Annotated in this window: 13 protein-coding genes and 2 tRNA genes; 6 read left to right on the plus strand and 9 right to left on the minus strand. The window is 63.5% G+C overall.

Annotation, left to right across the window (positions count from 1 at the left end; translation table 11 throughout):
- Positions 1–31 precede the first annotated feature (31 nt).
- On the plus strand, positions 32–217 hold the full coding sequence (locus tag E4Q08_RS25600) for a hypothetical protein (RefSeq protein WP_034915514.1): 186 nt from the start codon (positions 32–34) through the stop codon (positions 215–217).
- Here E4Q08_RS25600 and E4Q08_RS03475 read toward each other — a convergent pair.
- From E4Q08_RS03475 to earP, 3 genes are all read right to left on the minus strand, one after another.
- Positions 204–860: a peroxiredoxin gene (locus E4Q08_RS03475; RefSeq protein WP_034915511.1), complete on the minus strand. Its 657-nt coding sequence runs from the start codon at positions 858–860 to the stop codon at positions 204–206. The genes E4Q08_RS25600 and E4Q08_RS03475 overlap by 14 nt on opposite strands.
- Positions 861–994: 134 nt before the next feature.
- Positions 995–1,552, minus strand: a complete 558-nt coding sequence (gene efp / locus E4Q08_RS03480) for an elongation factor P (RefSeq protein WP_034915507.1) — start codon at positions 1,550–1,552, stop codon at positions 995–997.
- A gap of 38 nt (positions 1,553–1,590) precedes the next feature.
- Positions 1,591–2,733, minus strand: a complete 1,143-nt coding sequence (gene earP / locus E4Q08_RS03485; protein WP_169069364.1) for an elongation factor P maturation arginine rhamnosyltransferase EarP — start codon at positions 2,731–2,733, stop codon at positions 1,591–1,593.
- Between the two features lie 107 nt (positions 2,734–2,840).
- Between earP and uvrC the strand changes: the two genes are divergently transcribed.
- The 5 genes from uvrC to E4Q08_RS03510 all read left to right on the plus strand — a co-directional run bounded on the left by uvrC (position 2,841) and on the right by E4Q08_RS03510 (position 6,620).
- On the plus strand, positions 2,841–4,667 hold the full coding sequence (gene uvrC, locus E4Q08_RS03490) for an excinuclease ABC subunit UvrC (protein ID WP_169069419.1): 1,827 nt from the start codon (positions 2,841–2,843) through the stop codon (positions 4,665–4,667).
- Positions 4,667–5,245, plus strand: coding sequence for a CDP-diacylglycerol--glycerol-3-phosphate 3-phosphatidyltransferase (pgsA, locus tag E4Q08_RS03495; protein ID WP_034915504.1), 579 nt, complete (start codon positions 4,667–4,669; stop codon positions 5,243–5,245). Before uvrC ends, pgsA begins: the two co-directional genes overlap by 1 nt.
- 83 nt (positions 5,246–5,328) lie before the next feature.
- A tRNA-Gly gene (locus tag E4Q08_RS03500) sits at positions 5,329–5,404 on the plus strand.
- 84 nt (positions 5,405–5,488) lie between these two features.
- A tRNA-Cys gene (locus E4Q08_RS03505) sits at positions 5,489–5,562 on the plus strand.
- 467 nt (positions 5,563–6,029) lie between these two features.
- Positions 6,030–6,620, plus strand: a complete 591-nt coding sequence (locus E4Q08_RS03510) for an ISAzo13-like element transposase-related protein (protein ID WP_169069365.1) — start codon at positions 6,030–6,032, stop codon at positions 6,618–6,620.
- 524 nt (positions 6,621–7,144) lie between these two features.
- Here E4Q08_RS03510 and E4Q08_RS03515 read toward each other — a convergent pair.
- Genes E4Q08_RS03515 through hypD form a run of 6 tightly spaced genes read right to left on the minus strand, consistent with a single transcriptional unit; the run spans position 7,145 to position 14,997 of the window.
- Complete coding sequence (locus tag E4Q08_RS03515; RefSeq protein ID WP_308240048.1) at positions 7,145–8,605, minus strand: nickel-dependent hydrogenase large subunit; 1,461 nt, start codon at positions 8,603–8,605, stop codon at positions 7,145–7,147.
- Positions 8,602–9,600 carry an NADH-quinone oxidoreductase subunit B family protein gene (locus tag E4Q08_RS03520; protein WP_169069366.1) on the minus strand — a complete coding sequence of 333 codons (999 nt, stop codon included), beginning with the start codon at positions 9,598–9,600 and terminating at the stop codon, positions 8,602–8,604. Before E4Q08_RS03520 ends, E4Q08_RS03515 begins: the two co-directional genes overlap by 4 nt.
- Positions 9,597–11,051: a sigma-54-dependent transcriptional regulator gene (locus tag E4Q08_RS03525; RefSeq protein ID WP_169069367.1), complete on the minus strand. Its 1,455-nt coding sequence runs from the start codon at positions 11,049–11,051 to the stop codon at positions 9,597–9,599. The genes E4Q08_RS03520 and E4Q08_RS03525 overlap by 4 nt, the downstream gene beginning before the upstream one ends.
- Complete coding sequence (locus tag E4Q08_RS03530; protein ID WP_169069368.1) at positions 11,048–12,775, minus strand: hydrogenase maturation protein; 1,728 nt, start codon at positions 12,773–12,775, stop codon at positions 11,048–11,050. Before E4Q08_RS03530 ends, E4Q08_RS03525 begins: the two co-directional genes overlap by 4 nt.
- Positions 12,776–12,781: 6 nt before the next feature.
- Positions 12,782–13,831 (minus strand): hydrogenase expression/formation protein HypE, encoded by a 1,050-nt coding sequence (gene hypE / locus E4Q08_RS03535; RefSeq protein ID WP_169069369.1) that lies wholly within the window; start codon positions 13,829–13,831, stop codon positions 12,782–12,784.
- Positions 13,828–14,997, minus strand: coding sequence for a hydrogenase formation protein HypD (hypD, locus tag E4Q08_RS03540; RefSeq protein ID WP_169069370.1), 1,170 nt, complete (start codon positions 14,995–14,997; stop codon positions 13,828–13,830). Before hypD ends, hypE begins: the two co-directional genes overlap by 4 nt.
- Positions 14,998–15,010: the final 13 nt, after the last annotated feature.

Raw genomic sequence — 15,010 nt, forward strand, 5'->3', positions numbered from 1 at the left:
GAGTAGAGTCGAGCAGGCGCGAGGCCGAAAAATGATCCGCGTGCGTATGCGTATCGATGAGAAAGCGGATGCGCAGCCCAGCGTGCGCAGCCAGAGCCAGATAACGGTCTACCTGGCTCTCGGGTCGATCAAGGCTGCGACACGCGTCTCGGGGCAGCCAACCAGGTACGACTGGCAGCCCCCGTTGGCCACCTGTTCGAAGATCACGGGTGCTTGACGATGCGCAGATAGGGCTTGGGCGCCTTCCAGCCCTCCGGGAACAGCGTCTTGGCTTCCTCGTCGGACACTGATCCAGCGATGATCACGTCCTCGCCCTGCTTCCAGTTCACCGGCGTGGCGACCTTGTGCTTGGCGGTGAGCTGCATCGAGTCCAGCGCGCGCAGGATTTCGTCGAAATTGCGTCCGGTGGTCATCGGGTAGGTCATCATCAGCTTGATCTTCTTGTCTGGACCGATCACGAACACCGAGCGCACGGTAGCGTTGGTAGCGGCGGTGCGACCCTCCGAAGTGCCCGGTTCTTCGGCGGGCAACATATTGTAGAGCTTGGCGACCGCCAGATCGGTGTCGCCGATCATTGGGTACCTGGGCAAGTGGCCTTGCGTTTCTTCAATGTCCTTGGCCCAGCGCGCGTGGTTGTCCACCGGGTCGATGGACAAGCCGATAAGCTTGCAGTTGCGGCTGGTGAACTTGTCCTCGATGCCGGCCATGTAGCCGAGCTCGGTGGTGCACACCGGGGTGAAGTCCTTCGGGTGCGAGAACAGGATCGCCCAACTGTCGCCGATCCACTCGTGAAAACGGATGCTGCCTTGGGTAGTTTCGGCACTGAAGTCGGGTGCGACGTCATTGATGCGAAGTGACATGGTGGCTCCTCGGATTACGGGGTGGAAAGGCCGTCGGCGACGGGCGAAGCTGGAACCATTCGGGGCATCGAGGCCTCGTCTGAAAAGTATCTCTGATCAGGCGGCCGCAAGTCAATCACGAACGGCACTGAAAACTACCTGACGCGCGAGCGGTATTCGTTGCTGCGCGTGTCGATTTCGATCCTGTCGCCGATTTCGATGAAGGCGGGTACCGGCAGTTCGAAACCGGTGGCCATGCGTGCCGGTTTCATCACCTTGCCCGAAGTATCGCCCTTGACGGCTGGCTCGGTGTACACCACTTCACGAACCACACTGGTCGGCAACTCGATCGAGATTGCCTTGCCGTTGTAGAACACGGCTTCGCAGGGCATGCCGTCTTCGAGGTAGTTCAGCGCGTCCGTCATGCACTCGGCTTCGATTTCATACGGGTTGTACTCGCCGTCCATGAAAACATACAGGGGATCGGCGAAGTAAGAGTAGCTGACTTCCTTACGCTCCAGCTGGATGACGTCGAACTTGTCGTCGGCACGATAGACCGCCTCGCTGGGCGACTCGGTGAGCAGATTCTTCATCTTCATTTTCACCACCGAAGCATTGCGCCCTGATTTGATGTACTCGGATTTGAGCACCACCATCGGGTTGCTACCGACCATGAAGACGTTGCCTGGGCGAAGTTCTTGTGCGGTTTTCATCGTGCGTTCCATGCAGCAAAGTTAGGATAAGCTGCTGATTATAACCTGGAAGCACTGAATCGTACCAGCTGCTTGACGAGATCGTCCTGGGCTGCGAGCCGTGCTTCCCAGCGCAAGGCGTGTTCATGCAGCAGCGGCAGACTTGCGGCCAGTTGCTGCCATTGCGCAGTTTCGACCCTCCCGGCATTCCATGCCTGCCAGAATTCGCACAGCACAACCGCCGTCGCCTGCGGCAGCATAGCGCAGTAGCGTGCCAGAAAAGCATCGAGCTTGATCAGATGCGCCGCCTCCTGCTGCGGATAAATCTGCCAGACCAGCGGCCGCGCGGCCCATTGGGCGCGCACGAAGGAATCTTCGCCACGCACGAAATTGAGGTCGCAGAGCCAGAGCAGGGAGTCGTAACGGAGTTGTTCGACGAAGGGCAGAATGCGGATTTCCAGCGCACCGCGTTGCAACCGGTCGCCGGCAGCGAGTGCACGACCAGCGTAGGCCGCGATCGCCGGCAGCGTTCGTGAGCACGGAGCCAGGCAGCAGACCGGCCGTCCGGAGACTTCCCAAGCGTGCAGCAGATCGCCAATGGCGGTGTTCTCATAAGCGAAGAGCGAAACCAGCAATGTGCCGGCGCGCGGCGCAGCACTGCCAAGCGCGCGCCACCAGTCATTCTGCAGATCGGTGCTGGCGGCGAAACACCGGCGGCGAGTGCGCAGGTCGCGCTCGCGCAGCAGGCCACCGGTATCGGTCGTGAAACCGGGAAAGAAGAAATACTTGACGAGCGGCAAGTGCGCATGCGGTGAAGGCAACAGATGGCAGCCAGACACCCACGCTTCTGCGCTCAGGTAGTCGAGATTGATCCAGAGCGGCGGCGGCGATAGTTGCGCCATGCGGTCGACGAAGTTCTCCGGAATGCGGCAAGCAAAGCTCTCCAGTACCACCCGTGCGGGTGTCACCGCCGTGAAGAGGCTTTCCCAGCGGCGGACTTCGACCCCCTGCACACACTCGATCGACAAGGCCGGGTCCCGTTGCGGGCAAAGCAGCCTGAAGCTGTCGAGATCATCGACCCACAGGCGCACGCTCGCCGCGTACTCGTTGGCCAACTGTCGGGCTAGGCGCCAGCAGACGCCGATGTCACCGAAATTATCGATGACCTTGCAGAAGACATCCCAGTCGGGGCGCGTGGTCATGGGTGCAGAAGAAAGAACCGTGAGCAGGGATGGTGCCGGCGAGCGTGATAAGATCGAAGACGCTATCCTACTTCAGCCGTCGGCTGCCGCGAACGCGCATGACCGTGATGACCGAACCCTTCGACGCCAAATCCCTGCTTGCCAGCGTGACCGAATTGCCGGGCGTCTATCGAATGCTCGATGGCGCCGATCAGGTGCTCTACGTCGGCAAGGCAAAAAATCTCCGCAAACGGCTTGCCTCGTACTTTCGCGACAAGCATCCGAGTCCGCGCATCGCACTGATGGTGGCACAGATCGCCAGCGTCGAGACCACCGTGACGCGCTCCGAGGCCGAGGCGCTGCTGCTGGAAAACAATCTCATCAAGAGCCTGTCGCCGCGCTACAACATCCTCTTCCGTGACGACAAGTCCTATCCCTACATCGTCCTCACACACGACCGCTACCCGCGGCTGGGTTTCTTCCGGGGCACCACCGACCGGCGTGCCGACTATTTCGGTCCTTTCCCTTCTTCGCCGGCGGTACGCGAAAGCGTCCATTTGCTGCAGAAAATGTTTCGCCTGCGCACCTGTGAGAATTCGGTGTTCAACAACCGCTCGCGGCCGTGCCTGTTGTACCAGATCAAGCGTTGCTCCGGACCCTGCGTCGGACTCATCGAACCGACGCGCTACGCCGAGGATGTACAGATGGCGGCGATGTTTCTGCAAGGCCGACAACAGGATGTGATCGGCAGCCTGTCGGCAGCCATGGATCAAGCGGCAGCCAGACTCGCTTTCGAGCAGGCGGCGGTCTATCGTGACCAGATCCAGTCCTTGCGGCAGGTGCAGGAAAAGCAGTACGTCGAGAGCGGCAGGGATGGCGATGTGGATATCGTCGTCGCCGTTGAAGATGCCGGCCTGCTGTGTGTGAACCTGGCGATGGTGCGCGCTGGCCGGCATCTCGGTGACCGCCCGCAATTTCCGGTCAATAGCGCGAATTCGGTGAGTTCTTCGCCGCTCGAGGCGCTGACCGCATTCCTCTATCAGCATTATCTCGCGCACCCGATCCCGCCGCGGGTTCTCGTCAATCTGGCCCTGTCCGATGACGAGCTTGCCGATTGGCTCAGTGCCGCGGCAACACAGCCGATCCGGGTAAGCGAAGCGAGGTTTACCATGCAGCGCGTCTGGGTCGAGATGGCCGAACAGAACGCTCACCTGGCGATCAACGCGCGTCGCAGCGTGCTGACACGGCAGGGTGCGCGGCTGCAAGCCCTGTGCAGGACACTGGGCCTGGACATCGAGGACGGCGTGGAGGCGCGCATCGAGTGTTTCGACATCAGTCACACGCAAGGCGACTCGACCGTGGCGGCCTGCGTGGTGTATCAGGGAAATGGCATGCGCAAATCGGAGTATCGCCGCTTCAATATCGAAGGTATCCAGCCCGGTGACGACTACGCAGCCATTCGGCAGGCGGTCCAGCGCCGTTACGAGAAGCTGCTGACCAATGACGGCGTCGTGCCGACGCTGATCCTGATCGACGGCGGCAGTGGCCAGGTCAACGCCGCGGCCGCAGCACTCAGTGAACTCGGCCTGAGCCACCTGCCGATGCTCGGCGTCGCCAAGGGAGAGGCGCGCAGGCCCGGCCTGGAAACCCTGGTATTCGCGGATGGCCGTGAGCCGTTACAATTACCTCCTGAAGATCAGGCCCTGCATCTGATTCAGGAAGTCCGTGACGAGGCGCACCGCTTTGCGGTTTCCGGTCACCGCGCCAGGCGTGGCAAGGCTTCTCGCAGTTCACGCCTGGAAGAGATCGGCGGCATTGGACCCAAGCGGCGCAAGGCACTGATTTCCCGTTTTGGTGGCTTGCAGGGAGTTTCCGATGCCGGGATTGACCAACTGACAGCAGTTCCTGGAATCAGTCGGGAACTAGCCGAGAAAATTTACGCGGCGTTGCATTGATGCCACTGAACATACCCATTCTGCTGACCTGGCTACGGATCATCCTGATCCCGCTGCTGATCGCCATTTACTATGTTCCGGAGGCATGGGTTCAGGGGATCGGGCGTGACCGTGCAGCAACGCTGATTTTCATCGTCGCCGCCATTACCGACTGGCTCGATGGCTATCTCGCGCGACGCTGGCAACAGACTTCGGCTTTTGGAGCCTTCCTTGACCCGGTCGCCGACAAGCTGATGGTTGCCGCAGCATTGATCGTCCTGGTCCAGCTCGGCCGTCTCGACGCGGTTCTGGCGATGATCATCATCGGTCGCGAGATCACGATTTCCGCCCTGCGCGAGTGGATGGCGCGGATCGGTGCCCACAAGAGCGTCGCCGTCTCGATGATCGGCAAGATCAAGACCAGCGCGCAGATGATCGCCATCCCGATGCTGCTTTATTACGCGCCGTTACGAGGAGTTGACGTATTTCAGTGGGGAGTCTGGCTGATCTACGTGGCGGCCGTGCTGACGCTCTGGTCGATGGGTTATTACATGCGAATGGCGTGGCCATACCTGATCGAAGAGGACCGCAAGCGCTGATCGGAAAGCCGCGGTAGCGGCGCGACGGCGAAAGAAGGCGTTGACAGCCATGGGCAGGCCTTTATAATGCGCACTCGCTTCACGCGGGAGTAGCTCAGTTGGTAGAGCGATACCTTGCCAAGGTATAGGTCGAGAGTTCGAGACTCTTCTCCCGCTCCACAATTCTCTGCAAAGCCGTCTGTACTTTGCAGAATCAATGGCGGTACGAATCAGCGGCAGAAATCCCTATCTTCAGGTAGGTTCGGCGCGATAGCAAAGCGGTTATGCACCGGATTGCAAATCCGTGTAGGTGGGTTCGACTCCCGCTCGCGCCTCCAAATAAATCAAGAGCTTGGCACCATCAAGCGGCCATTCTCTCAGATATCCGATTCTGTGTAGCCACAGTGTAGCCAAATCCGAGCAATCCGAATCCACGCCACCAAAGAAAAACACCAGTGCGGTGTCGGCCGGTAGAGCGTGGTCGTGGCGGCCTGTCACCGAAAACTGGCACGGGGGAAAGTCAATGACACGAAGGAAAATTGCGCTAGCCGGGGTGTTGGCGTTCGCAACGGCCACCGCCCAAGCATCGCTATTTGACCGCGGTGGCGGGTTGATTTACGACGATATGCTAAATGTTACTTGGTTGCAGGATGCCAGATACGCCTATACAAGTGGCGATTCTCCGGATGGGAAGATGACATGGGAGGGCGCAATGAATTGGGCCGCCAATCTTAGGTGATTTCCGAAAATGCAGCGCCCATTGATGGCAGAATACACACCCATCACGACGATGAGGCCCTCGCCTATGGACACGACCTTCTGTTTGGCAGACAAGCCGTCCCTGGACGCTTCTCATATTGATGACCTGAAGCAGGCTGCGTCGAAGATGCTGGGTGCGCAGCGTCGGTCGTTCGAAGCGGAGATGGCCGTCAAGTATTGCCGGGGCAGTGCCCGGCAAGCGGAGGTGGTGTTTGGCTGGAGTCGCCACACCGTTGAAGTCGGACTTCCTGAGCGACGCAGTGGCATCATCTGCCTGGGTGCGCAAGAAGCCTTCTGCGGAAACCAGTGGTGGGAGGAAAAGCATCCTGAAGTGGCGGAAGCTCTCTGGTCCTTGGCGAAAACGCACTCCCAGCAGGACCCGACCTTCCGCAGCACGCTGTCGTACACTCGACTGACGGCGGCGGAAGCGCTGAAGCAGTTGCAAGGGCTTGGTTTCGACCCAGAAGTCCTGCCGTCCCCCAGCACGATGGCGGACGTCCTCAACCGCAATGGCTACCGGCTGCGACCGGTGCTCAAAGCCAAGCCCCAAAAAAAATTCCAGAAACCGATGCCCTCTTCACCAATCTCCATGAAAAAGACAGACAAAACCAGGAGGGAGGTCAAACCAAACGACTGAGCATGGACTGCAAGGCGAGTTTGGCTGACGCTGGAGGGGCTTTCGTCCGTGGTGAGAGGTAGCCTTCTGAGAAGTGTTTCGTTTGCCGGCGCGAGAGAATGTAATCGATCGGCGCCCGTCATTGGACATGTCGCTTCCTCCCCCGTTGTGGCGACGTATTAAAGAATAGTAGTTGGCAGGACAAGCGATTTCAAAGTCGGATCGCGTTCCAGGGAAGACTGCGGCAAGACGAGCGAGCGGTGATTCTTCCGAGCGCCCATTCCAGAGTGATCTCTCCGCACCCCGATTGGAACATCACGCGCTCAGTCAAGAATTTTCCGCCTTCGCCGAGGCCCTCGAAAGCCGGCTCGCCACGCGTTCGGCCAGCGGGCCGGTTGAGCGAAAACGCATTGAGCACGAAGGCAGGTTCGCGTTGCTGCAAGGGATGCTGGCCGACGTCCTGGCGGTGGCTTTGGCCAACTGCGCCAGCAGTTTTTCTGAGCCGCCGGCACGCCGATTGCCCTCGGCCGGCCGGTGCCGCATGGTCAATGCACCGTGCACACCATGCACGGATCAAACGACCGAACGACATGCTGAACGGCGAGCGGCACCCTTTCGCCTTCGCCCACGGGCAACCCGACCAGCGCCTGCTCGAGTGCGCCGGGAACGCCCGCCGCATCGCGTGGCGAGAAGTTCCAGGTGGTCGGGGCGATGATCTGGTAGCCGGCGATCCTGCCGCGTTCGATGCGCAGCCAGTGACCGAGAGATCCCCGCGCGGCTTCGACGAGGCCGGCGGCGCTGGCCCGATCGGGTAATTCCCATGGTGCGCAGAAGGCCTCGCCGGGCGCCAGGGCGCGCACCCAGCGCTCCATTGCCGGTACGACCAGGGCGAGTTCGAGCAGGCGGGCGACGACCCGCGCCAGCACGCTGCCGCCATCGGCCGCCACCAGCGCGCGGATGAGCGGCTGGCCGGCGACCATCTGGCGGGCCAGCGCACCGGTCTCGACGACGACGCCGTCGTAACGCGGCGCCTTGCACCAGGTATAGGCGCTGGCCTTGTCGGCAAACGCGCCGGTGAGCGGGCGCGTTTCGCCTTGCCCGGGATGTAGCGGTTGCTCGCCGTGCAGCCACGCATGCGTCACGTCCTCGCGGATCGCCTGCTCGTCGAAGGGCCGGCGTTCGTCCTGCCAGACGCCGCGCGCAAAGAGCGGTTGGCCGTCGCCGCCGCCATGTGCGTAGGCGCCGTAACTGAGAAAACTGTTGCTGGCGCGGCCGACGCGGGCGAGGCCGAGATCATCGGCGATTTCCAGGAAAAGCGGGAAATCTGCGGGCCGGCCTTGCGCCCAGGCGGCGAGTTCGTCGGCGCTGCCGAGGCCGCTGACGTTTTCGAGGGCATCCCCGAAAACGGTGCGGCTCAGAAAGGCGCGGAACGCGCTCAGGATGGCCAGCAGGCGAACCTTTTCGGTGGCGGTCACTGCGCGCGTCGTGCCGCCGGGCTGCAGCGCCAGGCTGTGTGGCCACTTGCCGGCCAGGTAGCCGATCAGTCGCAACAGGTCGGCGCGCGCCGGCAGCACCTCGCGCTGTGCCTCGCCGACAGTGGCCTGGAAACGCCTGGCGGCCGCAGCATGCCAGGAGCGATCGCAATACGCTGCGCGGGCGAAATCGGGTAGGAAGAAGAGGTAGAAGTGCGTCAGGTGGTCCGCCAGGTTTTCGCAGGCAAGAATCAGATTGCTCGCCAGGCGGCCGTTCGCCGGCATTTCCAGGCCGGCGGCGTCGGCAAGCGCGGCCGCGGCCGCGGCCGACTGTGAGACCGAGCAGATGCCGCAGATCCGCGGCACGATCACCAGCGCATCGAGCGGGTGCCTGGTCAGCAGGATATGCTCGAAGCCACGATAGAGCGAGGAACGGACCTCTGCCGAGGTGACGCAGCCGTCGGTCACGTCGAGGGTCACCTCGAGGTCGCCCTCGACGCGATTGAACGGGCCCATGCGCAGGCGACGGCTCACTTCGGACCGCTCTTCCGGATTGCCGGCGCGATCAGCGGGTGATCGGAACGTGAGTTTTCGCGCACCCGCTTCGGCGTCGCCGACTTGGACAGCGCGGCGAGCGCGACGAACCAGGCTTTCGGCATGTCGAGCGGCAGACCGGTCGGAATGCCGGCGATCTTGGCGGTTTCCAGGAACGGATGCCCGGGTTCCTCGAAACCGGGTTCGGTGCAGGAAATGCAGGCAAAACCGCCACGCACGCACGAGCCGACGCCATGCCACAGCCGCAGGTTGCAGTCGGCGTTGGCCTGCGTGCCCTGGCAGCCCAGGTTTTCCATCAGGCAGCCGAGGTCGGAGGGCTTCTGGGCACTGGCCTTGAATTCGTAGAATTCGTTGCGCGGGCAGCCGTGATGGACCAGTTGCTCGGTGTAGAAACGCGGACGCTGCCAGGCGTCGAGGTCGTTTGCGCCAAGCGCGCCAAGGGCCAGCGACAGCAGGGTGTCGAGGACCCAGCCCGGATGCGTCGGGCAGCCGGCGACGTTGATCACCGGCAGGCCCGAGGCCGCACGGAAATCCTTGCCGAGCAGACCGCCTTCCTGATCGCCGTCGAACTGCAGACCGCAGGCGTCGGTGACGTTCTCGCCGCCGGAAACGATCCCACCATAGGCGCTACAGGTGCCGATGGCGAGTACGTGCTGCGCGCGTGCGGCCAGATCACTGACCCATTCGATCACCGGGCGGCCGCTGCCGGACAGGATCTGGAAGCGCCCGCTGCCATTCGGTCCGCGCAGCAGTGCGCCTTCGACGCAGAGAATGTCGAACGGCAGACGGCCGTCGGCGGCCGCCTGCAGGATCGCCAGCGCCTCGTCGCCACAGGCTTCCGACAGGCCGGGGTGCCATAGCAGATCGAGACCGCTGTCGGCGAACTGCGCGAGCACCCCGGCGCGACTCTCGGCACCGAGCAGGGACTGCGTGCAGCCGCCGCAACCCGCCGCCTGCAGCCAGAGAAGTTTCATGCCCGCTCCAGCCCGTAACGCAGGAGCTTGTTGCGCAAGCCGACGCGCGACAGGCCCAGCTCGCTTGCCGCTCGCGACTTGTTCCAGCGACTGCGGATCATCGTTTCCTTGAGCACGCGCGCTTCGAGCGCTTCCATCCGCTCCTTGAGGCCGCCATCGACGGCGATCAGATCGAGCAGATGGTCGTCCTGCTGGTCGACCGCCGGCGAGCGCAGGATGCGTGGCGCCAGCAGGTCGGCACCGAGGCGCGGCGATTCACAGAGCGCCAGCATGCGCAGGATCTCGTTCTGCAGCTCGCGCACATTGCCCGGCCAGCGGTACGCCGCGAGACAGGCGAGCGTCTCGGTCGTGAAGCCATCGACCGCTTTGCCGAGCAGCTTCTGACTGGCTTCGAGCAGGCGGCCGGCGAGCAGCGGAATGTCCATCGCGCGCTCGCGCAACGCCGGCACATGCAGTGTCACGGTCGCCAGCCGGTAGTAGAGATCCTCGCGGAAGGTACCGGCGCGCACGTCGGCTTCGAGGTCGTGATGGGTCGCTGCCACCACCCGAATATCGACCGAATGCGGCCGCGCCGCACCGAGCGGCCGGAACTCGCCTTCCTGCAGCACGCGCAGCAGCTTGACCTGAAACGCCGGGCTGGTGTCACCGATTTCGTCGAGAAAGAGGGTGCCGCCGTCGGCCTGCTGGAAACGGCCGATGCGATCTTCATAGGCGCCGGTGAATGCACCGCGCTTGTAACCAAAAAGCTCGGCTTCGAGCAACTGGTCGGGCAGCGCACCACAGTTCTCGACGACGAAAGCCTTGTCGGCACGCCGACTGCAGTAATGGATGGCGCGCGCCAGCATCTCCTTGCCGGTACCCGACTCGCCGCTGACCAGTACGGAAAGGTCGAAAGGAGCGAGTTTTTCGACCAGATGACAGACGGCATTGAGCGGGCTGTCCGGCGTGCGGACCAGGCCGTCGAGAGCCAACTCGCGTTTGGCACGTTCGTGCTTGATCTCGACACGCCTGGCGAGCACCGGTTCGGCGGTGCGCAACTCGACCGAGAGCCGCTGGTTCTCCTGTTGCAGGCGATAGACCCTGGCCGCGGTCTGCAGCGTCAGCAGCAGTTGCTCGGGCTGCCAGGGTTTCATCAGATACTGGTAGATGCCGGCCTCGTTGACCCCGGCAATGATGTCCTCGGCATCGGTATAACCGGACAGGATGATGCGCAGGGTATCCGGCCACTGACTGCGAACGTTCTTGAGAAACTCGACGCCGGTCGTTTCCGGCATGCGCTGGTCGCAGACGATGATCTGCACCCACTCGGTTTCCATGATCCGCTGTGCCTGCTCGGCGCTCGCAGCGGTAAACACTTCGAAGTCCTCTTCGAGCGTCCGCCGCAAGGCTTCCTGCGAGCGCAGTTCGTCGTCGACGACCAGCACCGTCGGCAACCTCGACCTGGCGGTCATGGCGGCACGCTCCAGCCGAGATCGCGATGAATCGCCAGATGGCGCGGCGTCCACGAGTTCGGCGTCTTGTGCACGAAATGAAAGCGGGCGACGTGATAACTGGGATCGAAGCCGTAGAAATTGCGCTGCAGTTCGGCGAGTTCCTCCGCACGATAGCTCGCCAGCGGCTTCGCCGTTTCGTCGGCCAGGCGCCGCGCCCGCTTGGCCCGCAGCCGCTCGTCGAGGTCGGGAGCCATGGCCAGTTCGGCGGCGCGGCGAGCGACATCGACCCGGAAAGCGTCGGGATCGCCTGCCAGACAGGCGTCGATCAAACCTGCAGCGACCGCGGCGGCGGCAGTCATCGGCAGCCGGTGGTGCATGATCGCCTGCGCTCCCGCCACCCCGACGCGCGCCGGCAGCAGGTAGGTCCAGTATTCCGAGCCAAACAGGTTGCCCATGTTGCGGTAATGCGGATTGAGCAGCACGCCGGCGCGCGCCCAGACCAGATCGGCAGCGCGCGCCAGGAAGCAGCCGCCGGCGCCGCAATTGCCCTGCAGCGCGGCGATCGTGAGCTGGTTGTCGCTGCACAGGATCGCCTCGGCGAGATCGTCGATGGCGTTGATGTTGGCCCAGGATTCATCCGCCGGTGATTCAGCCGCTTCGATACAGGAGAGGTGGATGCCGTTCGACCAGTAGTCGCGGCCGCCCATCAATACCAGCACACGCATCGGCCGCTGCCGTGCCCAGGCGTACGCCGCCTGCAGGCGCTGGCATTGACGAGTGCTCATGGCGCCGTTGTAGAAGTCGAAGTGCAGGAAACCAACGCGCCCGGCTTCTTCATAGCGAATGTCCTGCCAGGTCCGGCCGGCAGGAGCGAAGTAGCCGTCGAGCGGTGCTTCGGGAATCGTCGCCAGCGCTGCTGCAAAGACCTGCGTTGCCGGCAGCTTGAGCGAGTCGCCGGGATCCTCGCGGCGCAGGTGACCGATCCATACTGCGCCATCGACCGTCGCGCGCAGGATCGCCGTCTCGCGCCAGGCGATCACCTCGCCCGGCGCGCCGGCGCGTAATGTGCATAGGGTCTCTTCGGGCCAGGCGTCGAACAGGCGGCAGGGCTCGCCGAACAAGCGATCGGCGACGCCAGGAAAACCATCGGCGGCGTTGATCCTGGCCAGCACGCGCGCCGTTTCATCGTGCTGCCAGTCGATGGCACGATCGACCTGCCTCATCAACGGCCGCTGTCTGCCTGGAATGGTCGGGTCGGCATCATCGACCGGCGTCGGCACAAAGCCGCCGACAACGAAGCGCTCGACGGCTTTCAATAGCGCGCGCACCGCGGCTTCGGTGACCTCGTGGCGATAGAGGCTCGACTTCTTGACCATTCGCATCGGAAAGGTTTCGGCTGCCCAGATCGGGCCAGCATCCATCTCGGCGTTCGCCTGCAGGACCGTGACCCCCCAATTCCGCTCGCCCTCCTGAATCGCCCAGTCGAGCGCCGACGGGCCACGGTCGCCGACGATTCCCGGATGGACCACCAGACAGCAGTACCGGCGCCAGATCGACTCCGGAATCGCGCGGCGCAGATACGGCGCAACGATCAACTCGGGCCGGAACAGCGCAACGGCTTCCTCGGCCACCACGTCGGCGATGTCGTATTCGATCGACAACTGATGCCCACGCGCGCGCAGCTCGCTATACAGGCGCTGGCTGAGGCTGTTGAAAGCGTGGCAGAGGAAGAGGATGCGCATCTCGGTTCAGCAGATGCGCGGCAATTGTTCGCCGCTCAGCCAGTCGACGATACGCCGGCCGCCAAAGGTCGTGGTCATCTGCACGAAATGCTGCGCGTCCTGATGCACGCTGCCGATCACCGCCGCACGCCGGCCGAGCGGGTGTGCCTGCATCGCGGCGAGCAGCGCGTCGCAGTCCTGCGGCGCGACGATCGCCAGCAATTTGCCCTCGTTGGCGACATATAGCGGGTCGAGACCGAGGAACTCGCAGGCTGCGGCCACCTCGGGCTGTACCGGCAGCGCGTTCTCCTGCAGCATCATGCCGACACCCGACTGGCGAGCGATCTCGTTGAGCGTCGTCGCGACCCCGCCACGCGTCGGATCGCGCAGCACGCGAATGGCCGCCCCACTCGCGCGCATGGCGGCGATCAGGCCATGTAGCGCGGCGGTGTCGGAAACGATGTTCGCGGCAAAACCGAGGCTTTCGCGCCGCGCCATGATCGCCATGCCATGCTCGGCGATGCTGCCGGAAACGAGGATCCGGTCGCCGGCGCGGGCGCGGTCGCCGGCGTAGTCGGCGCCCTCGGCGACTACGCCGGCGCCGGTGGTCGTGATGTAGACACCATCCCCCTTGCCCTGTTCGACCACCTTGGTGTCGCCGGTCGCCACAGGCACACCGGCGTCGCTGGCGGCGCGCGCCATCGATTCGACGATGCGCGCCAGATCGCCGAGCGGGAAGCCTTCCTCAAGAATGAAGCTGGCCGCCAGATACAGCGGCCTTGCACCCATCACCGCAACGTCGTTGATCGTTCCGTGCACCGCCAGGCAGCCGATGTCGCCGCCGGGGAAGAACAGCGGCGAGACGACATGCGCATCGGTGGACAACACCAGCCGGCCCGGCGGCATCGGCAGCACGGCCGCATCGTTGCCCTGCCCCAGGTAGGCGTTGCCGAGCCGTCTTGCGAACAGTTCCTCGATCAGTTGCGCCATCGCCCGCCCACCGCTGCCATGCGTCATGTCGACACGGCCTTGCCGCAGATCGAGGGGACGGACGTAGCCCTTGCGAACGTCCTTCATGACACCGCCGCCAGGTCGGCAAAACGCCCGTACGAATAGTGTGCCGCACACGCCCCTTCCGACGAAACCATGCACGAGCCGATGGGGTTTTCCGGGGTGCATACGCTGCCGAAAATCCGGCATTCCTGCGGTCGCTTGACGCCACGCAGGATCGCCCCACACTCGCAGGCCGGATGGTCGGCCACCGCCTGGTAGCGGAGCGCAAAGCGGCGCTCGGCGTCGAAGTCGGCGAATTCCTTGCGGATCCTGAGCGCGCTGTAGGGAAGCTCGCCCAGTCCGCGCCAGGCAAAAGAGCGACGCAGTTCGAAGACTTCGGCCACCAGACGCTGCGCCTTGCGGTTGCCCGCGCGTGTCACGGCGCGCGAAAACTCGTTCTCGACCACGGCCCGACCAGCGTTGACCTGCCTGATCAGCATCAGGATCGACTGCATCACGTCGAGCGGTTCGAAGCCGGCGATCACCACCGGCTTGCGATATTCCTCGGCAAAGAACTCGTACGGCCGCGTACCGATGATCGTCGACACGTGCGCCGGTCCGATGAAACCGTCGATCCGCACGCTGCCCCACTGCCGGACCTCTGGCGATTCGAGAATGCTGGCGATCGCCGATGGCGTCAGCACATGGCAGCAGAATACCGAGAAATTCCCGAGACCGAGCGCCTGTGCCTGCTTGATGAGCACCGCCGTCGGCGGCGTCGTGGTTTCGAAACCGATGGCGAAGAAGACCACCTCGCGATCAGGATTCTGCTGCGCGATGGCCAGCGCGTCGGCACCCGAATAAATCATCCGGATCTCGCCGCGACGCTCGCCCTTGTCGCCTGCATTCCTGCCCAGGCCTGCTTTCGCCTTGAGCAGCGAAAGCCCGCCCGATGCCGGAACGCGCATCGGGTCACCGTAGCTGCACAAGATGACCCCCAGGTCACGAGCAAGAGCGATCGCCATGTCGATCCGTCCGATCGGCAGCACGCAGACCGGACAGCCCGGACCGTGGATCATGCGCACCTTTGGCGGCAGCAGATCAGTGACCCCGTAGCGCGAGATGGCGTGCGTGTGCCCGCCACAGAATTCCATGAAATGATACTCGCGGTCCGCCCGCGCCGCCTGCCGAATGGCCGCCGCCAGGCCTCTGGCCAGATCTCCGTCACGAAACTCGTCGATGAACTTCATTTCGCACTTTTGC

Origin of the sequence: Candidatus Accumulibacter contiguus (assembly GCF_012940005.1) — a bacterium.
GTDB classification, from domain to species: domain Bacteria; phylum Pseudomonadota; class Gammaproteobacteria; order Burkholderiales; family Rhodocyclaceae; genus Accumulibacter; species Accumulibacter contiguus.